Source organism: Massilia sp. P1_C10, assembly GCF_056406475.1.
On the sequence record NZ_JBFUAC010000004.1, the window covers coordinates 277,080 to 298,612 of the forward strand.

The window sequence follows — 21,533 nt, forward strand, 5'->3', positions numbered from 1 at the left end:
GACTTTATATGCATATGAGACATGCATCGCTGGTCGCCGCGCTGCTCGCCGCCTTCAGCGGCAATGCGCTGGCCCAGGCCTGTGCGCCCGCCGGCGCCGCGCTGACCTACCCGGTCGCCAAGAAGGTCGACCACACCGACAACTACCACGGCACCGTCGTCGCCGATCCTTACCGCTGGCTGGAAGACGCCAATAGCGCCGAGACCAAACAGTGGGTCGACGCCGAGAACAAGGTCACCCAGGCCTACCTGGGCCAGATCCCGGCGCGCGAAGCGATCAAGGCGCGTCTTACCAAGCTGTGGAACTACGAGCGCTACAGCGTGCCGTACAAAGAGGGCGGCCGCTATTTCTACAGCCGCAACGACGGTTTGCAGAATCAGTCGGTCCTGTACACCATGACCAGGCTGTCGGACACGCCGCGCGTGCTGCTCGACCCGAACACCCTGGCCGCCGACGGCACCGTCGCGCTGTCCGGCACCGCGGTCAGCCCTGACGGCAAGCTGCTGGCCTACGGCACCGCGGCTTCCGGCTCCGACTGGAACGTCTGGAAGGTGCGCGACATCGCCACCGGCAAGGACCTGGCCGACGAAATCAAGTGGGTCAAGTTCTCGTCGACCGCCTGGACCCGCGACGGCAAGGGCTTCTTCTACAGCCGCTACGCCGAGCCGCAGGAATCGACCAAGCTGGCCGACGCCAACTACTTCCACAAGGTCTACTTCCACAAGGTAGGCACGCTGCAAAGCGCCGACACGCTGGTGTTCGACCGCCCGGACCAGAAAGAATGGCTGCTCAACGCCAGCGTCACCGACGACGGCCGCTACCTGGTGCTGCGCGCATCGAAGGGCAGCGCGCGCAAGAACGGCGTGTTCTTCAAGGACCTGTCCAAGCCCGGCTCGACGGTGCAGCCGCTGCTGGACGCTTTCGACGGTTCGTATGACTTCGTCGACAACGACGGCCCGGTGTTCTACCTGACCACCGACAACGGCGCGCCGCGGCGCCGCCTGATCGCGGTCGATTCGCGCAAGCCGCAGGCGGCCAACTGGAAGACGGTCGTGCCGGAAAGCGCCGAGACCATGTTGTCGGCATCGATGATCAACCACCAGTTCGTCGGCGAATACCTGGCCGATGCGCACAGCATGGTCAAAGTCTTCGACCGCAACGGCAAAGCGGTGCGTGAAATTACGCTCCCGGGCATCGGCTCCGTGTCCGGCTTCGGCGGCAAGGCCAGGGACACCGAGACCTTCTACTCCTTCACCGGCTTCACCAATCCGACCACGATCTACCGTCTCGACATGAAGACCGGCGCCAGCACCGTGCTGCGCCAGCCGAAGGTCGACTTCGATCCGGCCGGCTACGAGACGCGCCAGCAGTTTTTCACCAGCCGCGATGGCACCAGGGTGCCGATGTTCATCGTGTCGAAGAAGGGCCTGAAGATGGACGGCTCCAACCCGACCTACCTGTACGGCTACGGCGGCTTCAACGCCTCGATGACCCCGGCCTTCTCGGCGGCCAACATCGCCTGGATGGAAATGGGCGGCGTGTATGTGCTGGCCACCCTGCGCGGCGGCGGCGAATACGGCGAAGCCTGGCATGAAGCCGGCACCAAGCTGAAAAAGCAGAACGTGTTCGACGACTTCATCGGCGCTGCCGAATGGCTGATCGCGAACAAGGTGACGTCGCCTGCCAAGCTGGCAATCGGCGGCGGCAGCAACGGCGGCCTGCTGGTGGGCGCGGCGATGACCCAGCGTCCGGACCTGTTCGGCGCGGCGATCCCGCAAGTCGGCGTGATGGACATGCTGCGCTTCCAGAAGTTCACCATCGGCTGGGCGTGGGTATCGGACTACGGTTCGTCCGACGATCCGGAGCAGTTCAAGGCGCTGGTGAAGTACTCGCCGCTGCACAACCTGAAGGCGGGCGGCTGCTATCCGGCGACGATGATTACCACGGCCGACCATGACGACCGCGTGGTGCCGGCGCACAGCTTCAAGTTCGCCGCGACCGCGCAGGCCGCGCAGGGCGGCGGGGCGCCGATCATCATCCGGATCGACACCAAGGCTGGTCATGGCGCCGGCAAGCCGACCACCAAGCAGATCGAAGAAGTGGCCGATCGCTGGGGCTTCCTGACCCGCGCCCTGAAGATGGACGCACCGGCCAAGGTCGCCGCGCAGTAAGGAAGATGGGGGTCAGGTCCGCCGGACCTGACCCCGGTATTGAACGCACTACCAAAAGAATGGCGCGAGTGGTTTAGCCCCATCGCGCCATTTTTATTGAACCTTTTTGCCATCTGATAGGTCCAACTGAATAGTTGGACCCCGAATGAATCTAACGGTGCACTACCACCAACAACGCCTTCGCTTCAGTCTTCCCGGTATTCCGAATCACATGCCCCTGGTCGGCCGAATAGCGCGCCGTGCCGCCGATCTTGATCTTTTTCTTGTCCGCGCCCACTTCGACTTCCAGCGTACCGTGCAGCACGGTCAGGTGCTCGCCAGTGCCGGGATCGTGCGCTTGCGACGCCAGCTCGCCGCCCGGCGCCAGCGTCAGCTCGTACCATTCGTATTTGCCGGCCAAATCCATCGGACCCAGGATGCGCAGTACGTAGCCGGCATGCGCTCCGGGCAGGGTGGGGGTCTCATGCGCGTCCAGCACGCGGATCGTCTCGACCGCGGGCGCTTCGGCCGTCAGCAGTTCGCCGATCTGCACGCCCAGTGCATTGGCCAGGCGCCAGGTGATGGCGATGGTCGGATTCGCCTTTTCGCGCTCGATTTGCGATAACATCGACTTGGACACCCCCGCGATGCGCGACAGGTCTTCCAGCGTCAGCCCGCGCGCCAGCCGCAGGCGTTGCAACGTCGCGCCCACCTCAGGCGGAGAATTGGTCGAAACAGGTGTTTTCATCAATGTTCGGCGCTCTTGTTCAAATTGTATGTTCAGGGGAATTCCACGGTGGCACTTGCCAAGTTCAACAGGCTTGGGTAGTATCCATTATATTGAATTTGTGTTCGAGATAGCGGAATTGGCTTTAAGCTATCGAACCGGTGCAAGATACGCAACAACGGTACAGCATACCGAGACAGTCGGTCAAGCCGGCATTCACCCACGACGAGGATAACAATGAGCGACCAAGCGAAGAACGCGTTTTTCAGCGGCCTGCAAACCAACCTGGAGACGCTGCGCGAGCAGGGCCTGTACAAGCCTGAGCGCGTGCTCGCTTCGCGCCAGGGCGCCGAAGTCGATGGCGCCGACGGCAGCCACCTGATTAATATGTGCGCCAACAACTACCTCGGCCTGTCGGGCGACCTGCAGACCCAGGAAGCGGCCGCCGAAGCGCTGAAAAAATACGGCTACGGCCTGTCGTCGGTGCGCTTCATCTGCGGCACCCAGACCGTGCACAAGGAACTCGAGCGGGCGATCTCCGAATTCCTCGGCATGGAAGACACCATCCTGTACGCGGCGGCCTTCGACGCCAACGGCGGCCTGTTCGAGCCGCTGTTCGACGAGAACGACGCGATCATCTCGGACGCGCTGAACCACGCCTCGATCATCGACGGCATCCGCCTGTGCAAGGCCGCGCGCTACCGCTACCAGAACAACGACATGGCCGACCTCGAAGTGCAGCTGCAGGCCGCCACCGCGGCCGGCAAGCGCCACAAGGTCATCGCCACCGACGGCGCGTTCTCGATGGACGGCACCATCGCCAAGCTGAACGAAATCTGCGACCTGGCCGACAAGTACGGCGCGCTGGTGATGATCGATGAGTCGCACGCTTCCGGCTTCATGGGCAAGACCGGCCGCGGCACCCACGAGCACCACAATGTCATGGGCCGCATCGACATCATCACCGGCACCCTCGGCAAGGCCCTGGGCGGCGCGATGGGCGGCTTTACCTCGGCGCGCAAGGAAGTGATCGACACGCTGCGCCAGAAGTCGCGCCCGTACCTGTTCTCGAACACGCTGGCCCCGATGATCGCCGGCGCCTCGCTGTCGGTCCTCAAGCGCATCGCCGGCTCGACCGAGCTGCGCGATCGCCTGGAAGAGAACACCGCCTACTTCCGCAAGGAGATCGAGCGCATCGGCTTTACCATCAAGCCGGGCACGCACCCGGTGGTGCCGGTGATGCTGTTCGACGCGCCGGTGGCGCAGAAATTCGCCGCCCGCATGTACGAACTGGGCGTGCTGCTGTCCGGCTTCTTCTACCCGGTGGTGCCGATGGGCCAGGCGCGCGTGCGTGTCCAGCTGTCGGCGGCGCACACCCGCGAGCAGCTCGACACCGTCCTCAAGGCATTCGAACAGGCCGGCCGCGAACTGGGCATCCTGAAGAACTGATCCACCTCATTTTTACAGTAAAAGAACAAGGCATTTACATGGAACGCATCCTCATCATCGGCGCCAACGGCCAAATCGGCAGTGAACTGGTCGGCGCGCTGGCAGCGCAACACGGCGCGCAGAACGTCATCGCATCGGACATCGGCGCCAGCAACGTCTACCACGCCGAGCGCTACACCCAGCTCGACGTGCTGGACAAGGCTCGCCTGGCGCAACTGGTGGCCGACGAAGGCATCACCCAGGTCTACCAGCTGGCGGCGCTGCTGTCGGCGACCGGCGAACAGGCGCCGCTGAAGGCGTGGACGCTGAACATGGATGGCCTGCTGAACATCCTCGAAGTGGCGCGCGAGCGCGGCGAAGCGGGCAAGCCGCTTCGCATTTTCTGGCCATCGTCGATCGCCGCCTTCGGCCCGAACACCCCGGCCGTCAACACGCCGCAATTCACGGTGATGGATCCGACCACGATCTACGGCATCAGCAAGCTGGCCGGCGAACGACTGTGCGAGTACTACTTCACCAAGTACGGCGTGGACGTGCGCAGCATCCGCTACCCAGGCATCATCAGCTACAAGTCGCCTCCGGGCGGCGGCACCACCGACTACGCGATCGCGATCTTCCATTCGGCGCTCAAGGGCGAGACCTACGAGTGCTTCCTCGAAGCCGAGACCACGCTGCCGATGATCTACATGCCCGACGCGATCCGCGCCACCATCGAACTGATGGAAGCGCCGGCCGACTCGGTGGCGATCCGCTCGTCGTACAATGTGGCGGGCGTGTCGTTCAACCCGCGCGAACTGGCTGCGGCCATCAAGCGCGTGCTGCCTGATTTCGCGATTGCCTACAAGCCGGACAGCCGCCAGGCGATCGCCGCAACGTGGCCGCAAAGCCTGGACGACAGCGTGGCGACGGCCGACTGGGGCTGGAAGCCGCAGGTGGGCATCGAGAAGATGGTCGCCGACATGCTGGAAAATATCGACGTCGGCCAAACCGCCTGATCGTCACATAAAAACTATAAAAGCACCGGAGACAAAAAGATGGACATGAGCGTATTCGATCTGTTCAAGATCGGCATCGGGCCATCGAGCTCCCACACGGTGGGGCCGATGGTCGCCGCGCGCCGCTTTCTGGTCGAATGCGGACCGCTGGACAACGCGGTCGGCGTCGAAGTCGCGCTGTATGGCTCGCTCGCGCTCACCGGCATCGGCCACGCGACCGACAAGGCCGTCATCCTCGGCCTGATGGGCGAGACGCCGCAGGGCGTCAACCCGGACGAGGTGGAAGACAAGCTGGCCGAAGTCGAACTCGATGGCGCCATCAAGCTGCTCGGACAGAAGGAAGTGCCGTTCAGCGCCAGGACCGGGCTCATTTGGAACCGCGCCTCGTCGCTGCCCGAGCACCCGAACGGCATGCGCTTCACGCTGAAGCTGGCCGACGGCAGCGTCATCGAGCGCGTGTTCTATTCGGTGGGCGGTGGATTCATCCATGCCGCCGGCGAATCGCAGGCGCGCCAGGGCGCGGGCACGTCCCACAACCCGGTGCCGTACCCGTTCGACACGATGGACCAGCTGCTCGCCCTTGGCCGCAGCAGCGGGCTGTCGATTCCGCAGATGCTGCGCGCGAATGAAGTGGCGAACATCAGCAACGAAGACCTCGACGCGGGCCTGGACAACATCTGGCAGGTGATGCGCGACTGTATCGCCCACGGCCTGGTCACGGACGGGAAGCTTCCCGGCGGCCTGAATGTGAAGCGTCGCGCCGCAAACCTGTGGCGCCAGGTGCTCGCCGCGAAGAATGGCGACAGCCGCGCCAACGACTTGCCGCACGATGCAGTCCAGCAGGTGACCCTGTATGCGATGGCGGTCAACGAGGAAAATGCCGCCGGCGGGCGCGTCGTTACGGCGCCGACCAACGGCGCGGCCGGCATCATCCCCGCGGTGCTGCGCTACTACGCCGAAGATTGCCGTCCGAGCGATCCGGTCAAGGGCGTGCGCGACTTCATGCTGACATCGGCCGCCATCGGCATGCTGTGCAAGAAGAACGCATCGATTTCCGGCGCCGAAGTGGGCTGCCAGGGCGAAGTCGGCGTGGCGTGCGCGATGGCCGCCGCCGGCCTGGTCGCTGCGCTGGGTGGCTCCAACGAACAGATCGAAAATGCCGCCGAAATCGGCATCGAGCACCACCTCGGCATGACCTGCGATCCGATCGGCGGCCTGGTACAGATTCCGTGCATCGAGCGCAACGGCATGGGCGCGATCAAGGCGATCACCGCGGCTTCGCTGGCCCTGAAGGGCGACGGCACCCACTTCGTCAGCCTCGACTCGGTCATCGAAACGATGCGCCAGACCGGCGCCGACATGCAGGACAAGTACAAGGAAACCTCCTTGGGCGGACTGGCGATCCACGTCGTCACCGTCAACCACGCCGCCTGCTGAAAGCTGTGGTCAGGTCCGCCGGACCTGATCCCATTTTCCACCCGCCGCAAGAAATCGCCGGTCGCACTATAATTAACGCTCGATCGCAGCGTCAACCGGACTTTCCACAGCATGCAATACGTCTCCACCCGCGCCGCCTCGGCGTCCGAATCCCAGCCATTTTCGAAGATCCTGCTCGGCGGGCTCGCGCCGGACGGGGGGTTGTACCTGCCCGCCGAATATCCGCAGGTCACCGGCGAGGAGCTGAACGCCTGGCGCAAGCTGTCGTACGCGGACCTAGCCTATGAGATCCTGAAGAAGTTCGCGACCGACATCCCGGACGCCGACCTGAAGGCGCTGACCGCGAAGACCTACACCGCCGACGTCTACCGCAATGCGCGCGAAGGCGAGTCGACGAAGGAGATCACCCCGCTGCGCACCCTGGAACAGGACGGCGACAAATCGCTGCTGCTGCAGGCGCTGTCGAACGGCCCGACGCTGGCGTTCAAGGACATGGCGATGCAGCTGCTCGGAAACCTGTTCGAGTACGCGCTGGCCAAGGACAAGGCGGAACTGAATATTTTCGGCGCCACCTCGGGCGACACCGGGAGCGCCGCCGAGTACGCGATGCGCGGCAAGCAGGGGATCCGTGTGTTCATGCTGTCGCCGCACAAGAAGATGAGCGCCTTCCAGACCGCGCAGATGTTCAGCCTTCAGGACCCGAACATCTTCAACATCGCCGTCGAAGGCGTGTTCGACGACTGCCAGGACATGGTCAAGGCGGTGTCGAACGATTTGCCGTTCAAGGCGAAGCAGAAGATCGGCACGGTTAACTCCATCAACTGGGCGCGCGTGGTCGCGCAGGTCGTGTACTACTTCCGCGGCTACCTCGCAGCGACGACCGACAACACCCAGAAGGTGTCGTTCACGGTCCCGTCTGGGAACTTCGGCAATATCTGCGCCGGCCACATCGCGCGCATGATGGGGCTGCCGATCGACAAGCTGGTCGCAGCGACGAACGAAAACGACGTGCTCGACGAATTTTTCCGCACCGGCGTCTACCGCGTGCGCAAGTCGGCCGAGACCTATCACACCAGCAGCCCGTCGATGGACATCTCGAAGGCATCGAACTTCGAGCGCTTCGTCTACGACCTGGTCGGCCGCGACCCGGCCCGCGTGCGCGCGCTGTTCCAGAAGGTCGATACCGCCGGTGGCTTCGATTTGTCGGGCAAGCCTGGCAGCGACGGCGACGAGTGGAAGAATGTGGCGCAGTACGGCTTCCTGTCCGGTCGCTCGACCCACAAGGATCGCGTGAACACCATCCGCGACGTGCAGGACGACTACGGCATCACGATCGACACGCACACCGCCGACGGCGTCAAGGTCGCGCGCGAATTTATGGAAGCCGGCGTCCCCATGATCGTGCTGGAAACCGCGCTGGCCGCGAAATTCAACGAGACCATCCTGGAAGCGATCGGCGTTAACGCCGAGCGTCCGGCCGGCTTCGAAGACATCGAATCGCTGCCGCAGAAGTTCGTCGTCATGCCAGCCGACGTCGAGAAGGTGAAAGCTTTCATCGCGCAGAATACGGGCCTGTGACATGAGCGACGCAACCATCAAGCGGCCAATGCTGGCGGTGCGCGAGGCGCTCGACTTCATGATGAGCGCCGCGCGTCCGATCGTCGATTCCGAGATCGTGCCGACGCTGTGCGCCAACGGCCGCGTGCTCGCGGCGCCGCAGGCATCGACCATCGACGTGCCGTCGGCAGACAACACCCACATGGACGGTTATGCGGTGCGCGCGGCCGACTGCGCCAGCGGTGAGGCGAGGCTGAAGGTGACCCAGCGCATCCCGGCCGGCCATGTCGGCGTGCCTCTCGAAGCCGGCTGCGCCGCGCGCATCTTCACCGGCGCGATGATTCCCGAGGGCGCCGACGCCGTCGTGATGCAGGAGCAGTGCGAGGCAAACGACGACGGCACGGTCACGATCAGGCATGCGCCGCCGGCCGGGGAATGGATCCGCCGCGCCGGCGAGGACATCGTCGCGGGCGCCGTCATCCTGCCGGCCGGAACGCGCCTGCGCAGCCAGGAGCTTGGCCTTGCCGCTTCGGTCGGCCTGGCCGCGCTGCCGGTGGTGCGCAAGCTGCGCGTGGCAGTGTTCTTCACCGGCGACGAACTGACCATGCCTGGCGAGGCGCCCGGCGGCCAGCTTGCTCCCGGCGCGATCTACAACTCGAACCGTTTCACCCTGCGCGCGCTGCTGGAAAACCTTGGCTGCACGATCACCGATTACGGCATCGTGCCCGATACGCTCGAAGCCACGCGCTACACTTTGCGTAGCGCCGCGCGCGAGAACGACCTGATCATCACCTCGGGCGGCGTGTCGGTCGGCGAAGAGGATCACATCAAGCCGGCGGTGGAAGCGGAAGGGCGCCTGAACATGTGGCAAATCGCCGTCAAGCCGGGCAAGCCGCTGGCGTTCGGCGAAGTGCGGCGCGAGGGCGGCGACGCGTTCTTCCTCGGCCTGCCGGGCAATCCCGTGTCGAGTTTCATCACCTTCCTGCTGTTCGTGCGGCCGTTCATCCTGCGCTTGCAGGGCGTGCCGGTGCAGGAACCGCGCGGCTTCGCGATGCGCGCCGACTTCGACTGGCCCAAGCCGGACCGGCGCAACGAATTCCTGCGCGCGCGCATCAACGCCGAGGGCGGCCTCGATCTGTTCCCCAACCAGAGCTCGGGCGTGCTGACGTCCACCGTGTGGGGCGACGGCCTGATCGACAATCCACCAAACCAGGCGATCGCGCGTGGAGACAGCGTGCGCTTCATCCCGTTCAGCGAATTACTGCATTAGGCAATCAATGAAAATTAACCTGCGTTTTTTTGCCAGCGTCCGCGAGACGCTCGACCTGTCGCAAGAGTCGCTGGAAGTGCCGGCCGACGTGACGACCGTGGGCGCGGTGCGCACACTCCTGGCCGCGCGCGGCAGCGTGTGGGCCGAGGCCCTGGCGCCCGAGCGTTCGCTGCGCATGGCCTACAACCAGATCATGTGCGGCCCCCAGACCAGGCTGACCGAAGGCTGCGAAGTGGCGTTTTTCCCGCCGGTGACCGGCGGCTAGCGCTTGCGCGACTGGCTGTAGCGCGCGCCGATGAAGATCGCCGCGATGCCGAGCGCGTAGGCCAGCGAGGTCCACACGACGTCGGCGAGCTTCGCTCCGCTGGCGAGGTCGATGACGAGCATGATCGCGAACATTGTGCCTGCGGCCAGCAGGTACTGCATGATCCAATATCGTATCGGGTGCATGGTCGCTCCGGAATGGTGAGGTGCTATCTTAACCCGCGCGGCCGACCCAGGCTACTATGCCGTCGATGCTGCGGAAATCCGCCACCGAGCGGCACGGGATGTGCGGGTGACGCGCTTGAAGCATGCGCGCCAGCGCGGCGCCGGGTCCCAGTTCCAGCGCCACCGTGACGCCGGCTTCGATGGCGGCGTCCATGCACGCGTCCCACACGATGGTCTCCACCAGCTGGCGCGACAGTGCTTCGATCGCGCGCCGCTTGCCGACGATCGATTCGGCGGCGATTCCCGACAGCACTGGACACGTTTGCGAGGCGAAGTTCGCCGCTTCCAGTTCGGCCGCGAACGACGCCACCGCGCCGGCCATCAATGGGGTGTGCGAGGCAATGCCGACTGGAAGCCGCTGCAGTTTCGCGCCGGACTGCGAGACGATTTGTTCGAGGCCTGGAAGCGAGGCTTCAAGACCGCCGGCGATGCAGGTGTCGTGGCCGGTCACGATGGCGACCGCATAACCGTGAGCGCTGGCCACAGCGCGAACACCATCGATGGGGATGCCGGTGATGGCGACGAGTGCCTGGGGTTCGGTAACCGATGCATCCATCAACTCCGCGCGCCGCGCCGCGATCCGGATCGCGTCGGCAGGCGCCAGCGCGCCGGCCACTCCGTAGGCCGACAGCTCGCCGACGCTGTAGCCGGCAACCAGCGAAGGCGCCGGCAAGCGTGTCTTCAGCGCTTCCCACATCGCCAGCGTCGCGCCGACCACCGCAGGCTGCGCAACGCGATTGTCGAACAAGGTATCCGGGTCTGCCTTGGCCAGGCTGTCGATCAGCGCCGCGGCGTTTGCATCGGTTCGGGCCAGCTCGAACATCGAGACGCTTTGCCCGCCCTGGCCGGGACACAGCAGCAGCAAGCGTACGCTCATCGGGCGATGCCGCTCAGGTAGGCGTGGACCAGGCAGGTGGCGGCCAGCAGGTCCGCGGCGCCGCCAGGGGAAATTCGCTCGGCGACGAAGGCCTGGTGGCAGGCGATGGCGTAGCTGCGCCATTCCGGATGCGCGGTGCCGCCCATCTCGATGAAACAGGAGGCGTGCTGGCGCACCGTCGATGCGGCCAGCGCACCGCCGCGATACAGCACGTTGGTGTCGCTGACATGCGCCATCAGCGCGAAAAGGGCGTCGATGCGTGCGAACTGCATGCTGCGGCCCGCGGTCAGCGTTCGGCGCAGCGCCGGCAATCCGATTTCGAAAACAGACGGCAGGCCGAGGGCGCCTTCCTCGCGTGCTCCGCTGGCCGAATGCAGGGCGGCCGCCTGCAATCCATGCGACGTCGCGCCGGCGGGGCGGGTGTGTGCCGCCAGGTCTTCGCCCCAGCGGATCAGCATCACGGCGCGCAGTCCGTTGGCGCTTGGCGCCATGCCTTGCGCATGGGCGCGGCCGATCGACGCGCACAGCATGCCCAGGCTGAAGATCGCGCCGCGGTGCGTGTTGACGCCGCCGGTTGCGCGCATCATGCGCGCTTCGGCGTCGATGCCGAGCTGCTTCAGGATAGAAAAAGGCGCGTCGTCGAATCCAGCGCGGCAGATGCGGGCGAAGTAATGCCGCAGCGCGAACATGCTGCGCACGAAGGTCGCCGCCGTCATGTCGGTGTGGCTGCCATTGTCGACCAGCGACACCAGGCCTGGCTTGGGATACAGGACCAATTCGGCGTGCAGGCAACCGATGGCGATGCGCGCGGTCTCGGCGCAGAATCGGCGTGGATCGAGCTTCGGGCGCGCCACGGGCGCGCGCATGGCGGGGACGGCGAAACTCATGCGTCCTCCAGGGTTGCCAGCAGTTCAGCGACTGGCGCCAGGCGCACCGATGCGACGCTTTTGACCAGCACGCGCTCCGCGCCAGTCCATTCTTTCCATGCCACCGCGTCGCCCGAAGGGAAAACGATTTCGCCGTCCAGCGGCAAAGGGCAAGCCGCCATCGCGGCCAGTCCGGCATCGAGCATGCTTCGGCTGCTGGGATGAAACAGCAGGTCGATATCGGATTTCGCGGTCAGGTAGGATTGTCCGGTGATCGCCTGCAGCGCCAGGGATCCGAAGGCCCGCAACGGGAGCGCTTGCGCCAGCATGTCGAGCGTTGGTCGCCAGTGCGCGGGAGCCGCATCGGCCGCATCGGGAAGCGGCAACGCCGGCGCGCTTTTGGCGATTTCCATTTCAGGTGCGTGCAACGCGATCCTGCGCTTGACGCCGTCGGCGTCGGGAGGCAGCGCCAGGCCCAGGCTGACATTGCCCGGCGCAGCGCCGGCTTCGTCGCGGCGCACCACAACCGGCCAGCCTTGCCGCTGCCACTGTTCGATGGCTTCGTGCTGGCCGGGGAGGGCGCGAGCGAGCGCCGCCTCCCATCCGCGAGGCGTCAGCCAGACCAGGTCATGGCGCGAGTACATCGCTTCCCGAAACGATGGCGTCGATCACGCGTTGCGTGAATTTGCGGCCGCCGCGGGACTGTCCGAGCACGCCGCGCAGGTCGCCGCCGGGCGAGGCATCGAGCGCCTGCTGCAGCTGGACCGCCAGGTCGCCGCTCCAGATTTCCTGGACGCCGCCCATGCGCAGGTAGTTTTCCGGACCCGGCGCGAACACGGGATTGGAGCCCGCGAGTTCGACCAGCCGTTCTTCAGGCACCTTGGTGATGCGCGCCATGGCCGGCAGGCCCATCACACGGATGGTGGCGTCGGGCAGCGCGTAGCACGCGTCTGCCATCAGGCCGCTGGTGATGAAGCCGCCCGACAGCGCCTGGTCGTACACCAGGGCGACGACCTTGTGGCCTTGGCGCCGCGCCAGTTCGACGCATTTGCCGAGGTGCGCCATGTAGCTGTTGATGCCCAACATCTCGTCGCGATGACGCAGCCGCTGGCCCTGGGTATCGACCAGCATGAGGATCGGCCGGCCCGGATGCTCGCGCACCGTCGCCAGCACGAAGCGCGCCTGCGCCAGCGCGATTTCGACGCCGATCGGCGCGTGGCCGGTGGTGCCCACCACCGCAATGGTTTGTTCGCCCACCTGCGCGCTGCCGCTCAGGAAGTTGTCTGCTTCGGTGATCGCGTGACCGCGCGGGAACAGCGCGCCGGCGAGTACTTTCCAGTCCATCAGCGGCCTCCCATGCGGTGCGGGCCGGCGGCGGCCATGAATTCGGCGGCGTCGAGCATCGGGATTGCTGCCGGCTGTTCGACGCCGAGCGCGGCCCAGATATCGAGCGGCTCGGTCATCGCGCCGAATCGCTCGATCCGCTCGCCGAGCATCGCCTGCTCCGCCTCCAGATCCTGCAAGGTCAACCCGGCCGGCTCTGCACGGAAGGCCGCGACCAGGTCGATTGCGGCTTTGCGGAACGCGTCCACGGAGTCGGCCACCACCGCCTGGCAGTCGCCCAGCAGGTAGCGGTGCTTGCCGCCGGTGGTGCGCCACACCAGCGCGCGGTCGCGCGAGTCGAATTCCTCGACGCCGCCGGCGGTTTCGATCACTTCGGGGCCGGACATGGCAAGGCGGCCTTCTTCGGACATGACGATGGCGTTGGTGCAGCGGGCGACGATGCCCATGCCGCCGAACACGCCGTTGCTGCCGCCGGCTAGAGTGATCACCGCGACGCCGGCCGCGCGCGCGTCAAGCACGGCGCGCATCACTTCGGAGACTGCGATCAAGCCGGCATTGGCTTCGTGCAGGCGCACGCCGCCGGTCTCCAACAGCAGCACCACCGCGCCGGTCTTCTCGATGACTGCGCGCTTGAGCAGGCCAACCAGCTTGGCTCCGTGGACTTCGCCCACCGCGCCGCCCATGAAGCCGCCTTCCTGCGCCGCCGCGAATACCGGCTGTCCAGCCAGCAGCGCGCGGCCGACGATGACGCCGTCGTCGAACGACACCGGCGCATCGAGCTGTCCCAGGTGCGGGCTGACGATGCGCGCCGACGGCGGCAGGAATTCGACGAAGCTGCCGGCGTCGAACACGCGGCCGATGCGCTCGCGCGCGGTCAGTTCCAGATAGCTGCTCATGGCGCCGTCCCCAGCATCGTCTCAACCGCCTGGTCCAGGCGCAGGCTCACCACGGCGGGCGTGGCGCCCATGTCGTTGATGGCGATGCGCGTGTCCTTCAGCTGCCAGCGCTGGTGGAAGTCCTGCATCACGGCCTTCCAGGTGGCGCCGAAGCCGATCGCCGCGGTCTTGATCTCGATGGTGCAGGCGCCGGCCAGCGGCGCCGATTCGATCAGCACCTCGAGGTTGCCCGAGCCGACCACGCCGACCACCTTCGGCTGCGGGGGCAAGGCGCGGGTGCCGTGTTCAAACCGATATTCCAGCGTTTCCATTGTTCGATCCTTACCAGTTCCGGAAGCGGCGCGGCGGTGCGTACAGCCCCCCCGACGCGCGCACCAGGTCTTTCATGTTCTTGGCCGCCAGCAGGTCGCGCGAAGCGAGCCGCTTGTCCACGCCGATGTCCTCGGCGCGCTGGATGATGCCGCGGTCGCGCAGGTTCTCGACCATGCGCTTGTCGCGCGCCATGCCCACCGGCGTGTAGCCGGCCACGCCGCGGATCGCCTGCTCGCGCTCCTCGTCGGAGCGGCACAGCAGGAGGTTGGCGATGCCTTCCTCGGTGAGGATGTGGGTAACGTCGTCACCATAGATCATCACCGGCGGGATGTCGAAGCCGGCCTGTTCGGCCAGCTCCCACGCATCGAGCCTGTCGACGAAGGCTGGCTGCATGTGTTCGCGGAAGGTCTCGACGATCTGCACCACCAGCTTCTGGCCGCGCGGAATGGTGTTGCGGCCTTCGCGCGCCTGGCGGCCGGCCTTCAGCCAGGCCTCGCTGGCGTGGCGACGGCCGCGCGCGTCGGCGCCCATGTTCGGTGCGCCGCCGAAGCCGGCGATGCGCCCGGCGGTGGCGGTCGAGGAATTGCCCTGCATGTCGATCTGAAGCGTCGAGCCGATGAACATGTCGCAGGCGTAGTGGCCGGCTGCCTGGCACAGCGCACGGTTGCTGCGCATGCTGCCGTCCAGGCCCACCGCGAAGACGTCGGGCCGCGCGCGGATGTAGTCTTCCATTCCCAGCTCGGAGCCGAAGGAGTGGACCGATTCGACGAAGCCGGCTTCGATCGCCGGGATCAGCGCAGGGTGCGGGTTGAGCGCCCAGTGGCGGCAGATCTTGCCCTTCAGGCCCAGCGACTCGGCGTAGGTGGGCAGCAGCAGCTCGATCGCCGCAGTGTCGAAGCCGATGCCGTGGTTCAGGCGCTGCACGCCGTACTCGGCGTAGATGCCCTTGATGGCCATCATCGCCATCAGCACCTGGATCTCGGAGATCAGGGCCGGGTCGCGCGTGAACAGCGGCTCGATGTAATAGGGATCCGGCGACTGCACCACGAAGTCGACCCAGTCGCCGGGGATGTCGACGCGCGGCAGTTTCTCCATGATGCGGTTCACCTGAACGATCACGATGCCATTCTTGAAGGCGGTGGCCTCGACGATCGGCGGCGTGTCTTCGGTATTCGGGCCGGTGTACAGGTTGCCGTGGCGGTCGGCCGCTTCGGCCGCGACCAGGCAGACGCGCGGCGGCAGGTCGATGAAATAGCGGCTGAACAGCTCGAGGTAGGTATGAATGGCGCCGATATTGAGCTTGCCCGCCGCGACCAGCTTGGCCACGCGGCCGGACTGCGGCCCCGAGAACGAAAAGTCGAGCCGCGAGGCGACGCCGCGCTCGAACACGTCGAGGTGCTCGGGCAGCGCCAGCACCGACTGCAGCATGTGCAGCTGGTTGATACGCGCCGGGTCCAGCGACGCCAGCGCTTTGCCGAGGAAGTCGGCCTGCTTCTGGTTGTTCCCTTCGAGGCAGACCCGGTCGCCGCATTCGAGCACGTTGTGCAGCAGGTCGCCGATGCGCGCCGCCGGGACAGCCTTGCCGTCGAGGGCGTCGCCCAGCACGCTGCGCGCGCGCGCCAACCTGCCGGCGCGGTTGGTCTCGAGGGTGTTCCAGGCTTTCGGCGGCGCGTTCACTACTTCGCTCCCATCAGGATGTTGGGCAGGCCGGTGGCGATGCCGGGGAAGAGGCACAGCAGGATCACGGCGACGAACATCAGGCCGACGAACGGCATCACGCCCCAGATCACGTCCTTGAGCGGTATGTCGGGCGCGATGTTCTTGATGACGAAGATGTTCAGCCCCACCGGCGGGTGAATCAGTCCCATCTCCATCACCACCGTCATGACCACGCCGAACCAGATCAGGTCGAAGCCGGCGGCTTTCAGCGGCGGCAGGATGATCGGCGCCGTCATCAGGATGATCGACACCGGCGGCAGGAAGAAGCCGAACACGATCACCATCAGCAGGATCACCGCCAACAGCAGCCAGCGCGACAGGTGCATGTCGACCACCCACTGGGCGGCGGACTGGCTGATGTGCAGGTAGCTCATGACGTAGGAGTAGAGCAGCGACATGCCGATAATTAGCAGCAGCATCGTCGATTCCTTGATGGTCGACGTGAGGATCGGCGCCAGGTCGCGCGGGCGCCAGACCTGGTAGACGATGGCGATCAGGACCATCGCCAGCATCGCGCCGAGGCCCGCGGTTTCGGACGGGGTGGCGTAGCCGCCGTACAGCGCGATCATCACGCCGATCAGCAGGACGATGAAGGGCAGCACGCGCGGCAGCATTTCGACTTTTTCGCGCAGCGTGAAGTGTTCCACTTCGAGATAGGCCGACTTGGCGCCGCCGCCTTCGTACAGGGCCAGCGCCATCGCGTATTCCTTGCGGGCGCGGTAGACGGCATAGCCGGCGAACAGGATCACCAGCAGCAGGCCGGGGCCGATCCCGGCGAGGAACAGGCGTCCCAGCGACTGTTCCGCCGCGACCGCGTACAGGATCATCGTGATCGACGGCGGCAGCAGGATGCCGAGCGTGCCGCCGGCGGCGATGATGCCGGCTGCGAAGCCGGGCGAGTAGCCGCGCTTGCGCATCTCGGGGATGCCGGCCGAGCCGATCGCCGAGCAGGTGGCCGGCGAGGAGCCGGCCATCGCGGCGAACAGGGCGCAGGCGAACACGTTGGCGATACCGAGGCCGCCGGGAACCTTGTGCAGCCAGGTGTGGATGGCCGAATACAGGTCCTTGCCGGCCGGTGACTTGCCGATCGCCGCTCCCTTCAGGATGAACAAGGGGATCGACAGCAGGGTGATCGACGCCATCTCCTCGTAGACGTTCTGGGTGATCGTGTCGAGCGACGACGCCGGCATGAAGAAGTACATGAAACCGGTCGCGACGACGCCCAGCGCGAACGCGATCGGCATCCCGGAGAACATCACGAGCAGCGTGACGGCGCCGTACAGGGCGCCCAAAGACAAATCGCTCATCGAACGCTCCGCTTGTTGGTGATATGGGTGAGGACCTGCACCAGGATCTGCAGCGCGAGGATCGAGATCCCGGCCGCCATCATCGAGTAAGGGATCCACAGCGGCGGCGCGAAGGTCGACGAGGTGGTCATGCCGTCCACCCAGGCTTCGTGGCACAGGGCCCAGGACTTCCACGCGAAGAACGCGCAGAACACGAAGGAGACCAGGTCGACGATGAACAGGCGCACCGCGTTGACCCGCGGCGACAGCAACGAGGACAGGGCCTCGATGCCGATGTGGCCGCGGTACGACTGCACGTAGGCGGTGCAGAAAAAGGTCACGCCGACCAGCATGAACACTGACGCTTCATCCTGCCAGTCGGTCGGGGTCTTGAAGAAGTAGCGGACCACGACCGAGTAGGTGAGAATGAGGGCGGTCAGGATCATCGCGACCATCGACAGCTTCAGCAGCAGGTTGTTGAAGCGGTCGAGGACGAGCGAGAACCCGGCCAGCGCGGGCAGGTCGGGAACGGCCGGTCCCTTGGCCGGCTCCAGCTCGAACCCATGGCTCATAAGGTCTTCTCAGCCAGGGCCAGCAGCTTGGCGCAGTTGGCGTTCTTGTCGGCGTAGTCCTTCCAGACGTTGGCGCGCGCGATCGCCTGCCATTTCTTGACGATGGCGGGGTTCAGGTCGACCACCTTGGCGCCGGCCTTCTGGTACACGGCGGCCACGGCCTGGTCGTCTTCCATCGCGGCCTTGCGCGCGAACGTTTCGAGTTCGCCGCCGACAGTCAGGATCAGCGCCTGCTGTTCCTTGGTCAGCTTGTCGAACACCGCCTTCGACATCATCAGCGGCTCGAACATAAACCAGTAGGCGCCGCCGCGGCCGGTGGTCAGCGCCTTCGAGACTTCTTCGAGGCGGAACGAGATCAGCGAGGTGGAGGAGGTGAGGGCCGCTTCCATCGCGCCGGTCTGCATCGCGGCGTAGATTTCATTGGACGGCAGGGTGACGACAGCGGCGCCGGCGGCCTTGAGCATCAGGTCCATCTCGCGCGAGCCGCCGCGCACTTTCATGCCCTTGGCGTCTTCCGGCTCGACGATCGGCTTGGTGCGCGAAGCGACGCCGCCGGCCTGCCAGATCCAGCTCACCAGCACGATGCCTTTTTCGAGCAGGATGCGATTGAGCTCCTTGCCCACTTCGGCATTCTTCCAGCCGTAGCCCTGGTCGTAGGAGGTGACCAGGCCGGGCATCAGGCCAATGTTCACTTCCGGGACTTCGCCGCCGGCATACGACAGGGGCACCAGCGACATGTCGAGTGCGCCCTTGCGCATGGCGGAGAACTGGGCATTGGTCTTCATCAGCGACGAACCCGGGTAGATCTCGAATTTCAGGGCGCCCTTGCTGCGCTTTTCGACCTCGGCGGCGAACATGCGGACCAGGCGGTCGCGGAAGTCGCCTTCGGTGACGGTGCCACCCGGGAACTGGTGCGAGATCTTGATTTTGCTGCCTTGTGCCCAGGCGGTGTTCAGCCAGAGCGGGCTGGTGGCGAGTGCGCCCAATACGGTCCTGCGGGTCATTACCGACATGTCATCCTCCAAGATGGTTTTTTGTGAACTTCGGGTGAATCGCGACAGACGCTTGCCGAGGCGCAACGTATGCAGCGTTCTTTCTTATGTATACAAGATTAAACTTAAAAAATACGTTGTCAAGCTCATTTGTGCTTTTATAATGAATCACTATATACAAGTGTATGGAAGATTCAACATGAAAAGCCGTTCCGAAAGCCTGCGCGAAACGATCGAGGAGATGATCGCGGTCGGCACGCTGCAGCCTGGCCAGCATCTCGATGAAACGGAGCTCGCGGCCCAGTTCGGCGTGTCGCGCACGCCGATCAGGGAGACCTTGATCCAGCTGGCGTCGATGGGACTGGTGGTGATCCGGCCGCGGCGCGGCGCGCTGGTGGCCGAACTCGGGCCGCAGCAGCTGGTGGAGATGTTCGAGGTGATGTCGGAGCTTGAGGCGGTGTGCGCGCGGCTCGGCGCCCGCCGCATGGCGCCGGCCGAACAGGCGGCGCTGCTGGCCGCGCACGAAGCGTGCAAGCAGGCCAGCCTGACCAGGGATCCGGACGACTACTATTACAAGAACGAGGAATTTCACTATGCCGTTTATGCCGGCAGCCACAATCAGTTCCTGATCGAGCAGGCGCGCAGCCTGTCGCGCCGGCTGCGGCCATACCGGCGCCTTCAGCTGCGGGTGCGGGACAGGATCGGCACTTCGTTCGACGAACACGATGCGATGGTGCAGGCGATCGTCAAGGGCGATGGCGAGCTGGCCGCGCAGCTGGCGCGCGAACACGTGATGATCCAGGGCGAGCGCTTCGCGGACCTGATGGCGTCGCTGCCGCAGCTGACGGCTGCGGCGGGCTGACGTTGCGGTGATGGCGGCAGTCATGGGATGCCCGGTCAGGCTCGGGACGAGCCTTACTGGTTAGGCATCGGGCAGGCCGTTCGGTTCCGTGGTATCGAGTGAGATTTGCGCTCGATCAGATCAAGATGGGGTAAGGTCCGCAGGACCAGACCCCGGCGCTCCGCTTACAGGGAATTGAGGAAGCCGCGCAGGGTGTCGGCCAGCATGTCGGGCTGGTCGAACATCACGAAATGGCGCGACGGCGCGATCGACACCACCTGGACCTTCGGCGTGCCGGCCATCAGCGAGGTGTAGTAGCCCGTCGCCATGTCGCGCGTGAGGCCGCGCTGCGATCCGTCGGCCTCGAAGTAGGGCGCAACCAGCAGCACCGGCACGGTGATGTCCTTCAGGCCGGGACGGAAATCAGCCGCCAGCAATGCTGCCGCCGCTTCGCCCACCGCGACCTGGTCGCTGCGGGCGGAGAGCTTCGCCAATTCGTCGGCCTTACATGTCCATCACGCCGATGCCGCGCATGTATGACTGCTGGCCGAGGGCGAATTGCTCCTTCGTGCCGCCGGCCATGCGCTCCTTCATCGACGCGCCGAACGCCACCCGCTGCGCTGCCGGCATGTTCTCGGTTCCGGGCATCACGGGCAGGCCGTCGATGGCGACCACGCCGCGGATCAGGTTCGAATCGTGCTCGGCGAAGGCGATCGACAGCGCGCCGCCCAGGCTGTGGCCGACCAGTACCGGCTTGTCCAGCTTGCGCGAGACGATCAGCTGGCGCAGCGACTGGCGCGCATTGTCGATCGGGTTGCCGGCGATCGGGGCGCGGCCGTCGAACCCGGCCAGCGTGACGACGTAGACCGCATGCTCGCCGCTGAACCGGCGCACGGTGTCCTGCCAGGCCCACGCGCCGCTGCCCAGTCCCGGGATCAGGATCAACGGTGTGCCGCGCTGGCCGTGGCGCTCGACTAGCATGCCGTTCACTTCGAAGCGTTCGGCCGGCGCGATGGTCGCTGCATAGCGGCTTTGCGGCGCGGGCGCATCGGTGGCGAATGCGGGCGCGCAGGCGCCGAGGATCATTGCAAACAACAATGCTGCTTTCATGATGACTCCTGGTCAGGGTTAAAAATCGATTCGATCGGTTTGCCGAACAGCCGGGAAATGGCGAAGGCGAGCGGCAGGCTGGGGTCGTAACGGCCCGTCTCCAGCGCATTGACGGTTTGGCGCGACACGTCGAGCAGGTCGGCCAGGTGGGCCTGGCTCCAGCCATGCTCGGCGCGCAACTGGCGGATGATGTTGTTCATCGCTTGAGCAGGGCCCGCACTGCGCCCACCAGGCCCCACGAGGACCCCATCACGATCCACACCGTGAACATCGAGATCTTTGGGAAGCCGGCGGTTTCGAGGAAGCCGTAGGTGAAACTGAGGCCCGCGGTGATCGCCGCGGCGATGGCGAAGGTTTCGAGCATGCGCATGCGCTGGTATTCGTCGATGCGCGACAGGTGGCGCGCCATCGCCCAGATCATCAGGCCGAAGCCGATCATCGGCGTGACCAGGATTGCGGTGCGAAGGACACCGTCGGCCATCGGACGACCGAGCTTGATGGAGCCGAACAGCAGCACCATGTAAACCAGTACCGACGTCCACAGGTCACGGTGATAAGCCCTTCCGACGCGTTTTTCGTGCTGCATGCTGGATCTCCATGTAGTAAAGTATGCTTTACATATTAGGCGCGTCCAAATCGGATGT

At 65.4% G+C, this 21,533-nt stretch carries 24 protein-coding genes; 8 read left to right on the forward strand and 16 right to left on the reverse strand.

The genetic code is table 11. The features are described from left to right. Nucleotides 1–8 precede the first annotated feature (8 nt). The gene (locus AC1D02_RS11300) at nucleotides 9–2,171 is read left to right on the forward strand and encodes a prolyl oligopeptidase family serine peptidase (protein ID WP_477316772.1); all 2,163 of its coding nucleotides are present in this window, start codon (nucleotides 9–11) and stop codon (nucleotides 2,169–2,171) included. A gap of 151 nt (nucleotides 2,172–2,322) precedes the next feature. On the opposite strand, the gene AC1D02_RS11305 is transcribed toward AC1D02_RS11300, so the two are convergent. Further along, a complete protein-coding gene (locus tag AC1D02_RS11305; RefSeq protein WP_477316774.1) occupies nucleotides 2,323–2,898 on the reverse strand; it encodes a helix-turn-helix domain-containing protein in 576 nt (191 codons plus the stop codon). Nucleotides 2,899–3,114: 216 nt separating this feature from the next. Here AC1D02_RS11305 and kbl point away from each other — a divergent pair, with 216 nt between their 5' ends. From kbl to moaD, 6 genes are all read left to right on the forward strand, one after another. Continuing rightward, nucleotides 3,115–4,326, forward strand: a complete 1,212-nt coding sequence (kbl, locus tag AC1D02_RS11310; RefSeq protein WP_477316776.1) for a glycine C-acetyltransferase — start codon at nucleotides 3,115–3,117, stop codon at nucleotides 4,324–4,326. 38 nt (nucleotides 4,327–4,364) lie between these two features. Then, nucleotides 4,365–5,321: an NAD-dependent epimerase/dehydratase family protein gene (locus AC1D02_RS11315; RefSeq protein ID WP_477316778.1), complete on the forward strand. Its 957-nt coding sequence runs from the start codon at nucleotides 4,365–4,367 to the stop codon at nucleotides 5,319–5,321. Nucleotides 5,322–5,360: 39 nt separating this feature from the next. After that, nucleotides 5,361–6,758: an L-serine ammonia-lyase gene (locus AC1D02_RS11320; RefSeq protein WP_477316780.1), complete on the forward strand. Its 1,398-nt coding sequence runs from the start codon at nucleotides 5,361–5,363 to the stop codon at nucleotides 6,756–6,758. 111 nt (nucleotides 6,759–6,869) lie between these two features. Then, on the forward strand, nucleotides 6,870–8,336 hold the full coding sequence (gene thrC, locus AC1D02_RS11325) for a threonine synthase (RefSeq protein ID WP_477316782.1): 1,467 nt from the start codon (nucleotides 6,870–6,872) through the stop codon (nucleotides 8,334–8,336). A 1-nt stretch (nucleotide 8,337) separates the two neighbouring features. Continuing rightward, nucleotides 8,338–9,585: a molybdopterin molybdotransferase MoeA gene (locus AC1D02_RS11330; RefSeq protein ID WP_477316784.1), complete on the forward strand. Its 1,248-nt coding sequence runs from the start codon at nucleotides 8,338–8,340 to the stop codon at nucleotides 9,583–9,585. Nucleotides 9,586–9,592: 7 nt separating this feature from the next. Then, a complete protein-coding gene (gene moaD / locus AC1D02_RS11335) occupies nucleotides 9,593–9,850 on the forward strand; it encodes a molybdopterin converting factor subunit 1 (RefSeq protein WP_477316786.1) in 258 nt (85 codons plus the stop codon). Here moaD and AC1D02_RS11340 read toward each other — a convergent pair. The 11 genes from AC1D02_RS11340 to AC1D02_RS11390 are packed head-to-tail and all read right to left on the reverse strand — an operon-like array spanning nucleotide 9,847 to nucleotide 18,959. Then, nucleotides 9,847–10,035, reverse strand: a complete 189-nt coding sequence (locus tag AC1D02_RS11340; protein ID WP_477316788.1) for a hypothetical protein — start codon at nucleotides 10,033–10,035, stop codon at nucleotides 9,847–9,849. The genes moaD and AC1D02_RS11340 overlap by 4 nt on opposite strands. A 28-nt stretch (nucleotides 10,036–10,063) precedes the next feature. Further along, nucleotides 10,064–10,951: an ACP S-malonyltransferase gene (locus tag AC1D02_RS11345; protein ID WP_477316790.1), complete on the reverse strand. Its 888-nt coding sequence runs from the start codon at nucleotides 10,949–10,951 to the stop codon at nucleotides 10,064–10,066. Next, entirely contained in the window at nucleotides 10,948–11,838 is an 891-nt protein-coding gene (mdcB, locus tag AC1D02_RS11350; protein ID WP_477316792.1) for a triphosphoribosyl-dephospho-CoA synthase MdcB, read from the reverse strand. Before mdcB ends, AC1D02_RS11345 begins: the two co-directional genes overlap by 4 nt. Continuing rightward, entirely contained in the window at nucleotides 11,835–12,461 is a 627-nt protein-coding gene (mdcG, locus tag AC1D02_RS11355) for a malonate decarboxylase holo-[acyl-carrier-protein] synthase (RefSeq protein WP_477316794.1), read from the reverse strand. The genes mdcB and mdcG overlap by 4 nt, the downstream gene beginning before the upstream one ends. Continuing rightward, complete coding sequence (gene mdcE, locus AC1D02_RS11360) at nucleotides 12,445–13,161, reverse strand: biotin-independent malonate decarboxylase subunit gamma (RefSeq protein WP_477316796.1); 717 nt, start codon at nucleotides 13,159–13,161, stop codon at nucleotides 12,445–12,447. The genes mdcG and mdcE overlap by 17 nt, the downstream gene beginning before the upstream one ends. Continuing rightward, entirely contained in the window at nucleotides 13,161–14,057 is an 897-nt protein-coding gene (locus AC1D02_RS11365) for a biotin-independent malonate decarboxylase subunit beta (RefSeq protein ID WP_477316798.1), read from the reverse strand. Before AC1D02_RS11365 ends, mdcE begins: the two co-directional genes overlap by 1 nt. Beyond that, nucleotides 14,054–14,368, reverse strand: coding sequence for a malonate decarboxylase acyl carrier protein (mdcC, locus tag AC1D02_RS11370; protein WP_477316800.1), 315 nt, complete (start codon nucleotides 14,366–14,368; stop codon nucleotides 14,054–14,056). Before mdcC ends, AC1D02_RS11365 begins: the two co-directional genes overlap by 4 nt. A 10-nt stretch (nucleotides 14,369–14,378) precedes the next feature. Continuing rightward, nucleotides 14,379–16,046, reverse strand: coding sequence for a malonate decarboxylase subunit alpha (gene mdcA / locus AC1D02_RS11375; protein ID WP_477316802.1), 1,668 nt, complete (start codon nucleotides 16,044–16,046; stop codon nucleotides 14,379–14,381). Beyond that, nucleotides 16,046–17,395: a TRAP transporter large permease gene (locus AC1D02_RS11380; protein ID WP_477316804.1), complete on the reverse strand. Its 1,350-nt coding sequence runs from the start codon at nucleotides 17,393–17,395 to the stop codon at nucleotides 16,046–16,048. The genes mdcA and AC1D02_RS11380 overlap by 1 nt, the downstream gene beginning before the upstream one ends. Beyond that, on the reverse strand, nucleotides 17,392–17,946 hold the full coding sequence (locus AC1D02_RS11385; RefSeq protein WP_477316806.1) for a TRAP transporter small permease: 555 nt from the start codon (nucleotides 17,944–17,946) through the stop codon (nucleotides 17,392–17,394). Before AC1D02_RS11385 ends, AC1D02_RS11380 begins: the two co-directional genes overlap by 4 nt. After that, nucleotides 17,943–18,959 (reverse strand): TRAP transporter substrate-binding protein, encoded by a 1,017-nt coding sequence (locus AC1D02_RS11390; protein WP_477316808.1) that lies wholly within the window; start codon nucleotides 18,957–18,959, stop codon nucleotides 17,943–17,945. The genes AC1D02_RS11385 and AC1D02_RS11390 overlap by 4 nt, the downstream gene beginning before the upstream one ends. 178 nt (nucleotides 18,960–19,137) lie before the next feature. Here AC1D02_RS11390 and AC1D02_RS11395 point away from each other — a divergent pair, with 178 nt between their 5' ends. Next, nucleotides 19,138–19,800, forward strand: a complete 663-nt coding sequence (locus AC1D02_RS11395) for a GntR family transcriptional regulator (protein WP_477316810.1) — start codon at nucleotides 19,138–19,140, stop codon at nucleotides 19,798–19,800. Between the two features lie 164 nt (nucleotides 19,801–19,964). Here AC1D02_RS11395 and AC1D02_RS11400 read toward each other — a convergent pair whose 3' ends face one another. Genes AC1D02_RS11400 through AC1D02_RS11415 form a run of 4 tightly spaced genes read right to left on the reverse strand, consistent with a single transcriptional unit; the run spans nucleotide 19,965 to nucleotide 21,475 of the window. After that, on the reverse strand, nucleotides 19,965–20,273 hold the full coding sequence (locus AC1D02_RS11400) for an alpha/beta fold hydrolase (protein WP_477316812.1): 309 nt from the start codon (nucleotides 20,271–20,273) through the stop codon (nucleotides 19,965–19,967). Nucleotides 20,274–20,283: 10 nt separating this feature from the next. Further along, complete coding sequence (locus tag AC1D02_RS11405; RefSeq protein ID WP_477316814.1) at nucleotides 20,284–20,889, reverse strand: alpha/beta fold hydrolase; 606 nt, start codon at nucleotides 20,887–20,889, stop codon at nucleotides 20,284–20,286. After that, complete coding sequence (locus AC1D02_RS11410) at nucleotides 20,886–21,089, reverse strand: helix-turn-helix transcriptional regulator (protein ID WP_305511094.1); 204 nt, start codon at nucleotides 21,087–21,089, stop codon at nucleotides 20,886–20,888. The genes AC1D02_RS11405 and AC1D02_RS11410 overlap by 4 nt, the downstream gene beginning before the upstream one ends. Beyond that, complete coding sequence (locus AC1D02_RS11415; protein ID WP_477316816.1) at nucleotides 21,086–21,475, reverse strand: hypothetical protein; 390 nt, start codon at nucleotides 21,473–21,475, stop codon at nucleotides 21,086–21,088. Before AC1D02_RS11415 ends, AC1D02_RS11410 begins: the two co-directional genes overlap by 4 nt. Nucleotides 21,476–21,533 lie beyond the last annotated feature (58 nt).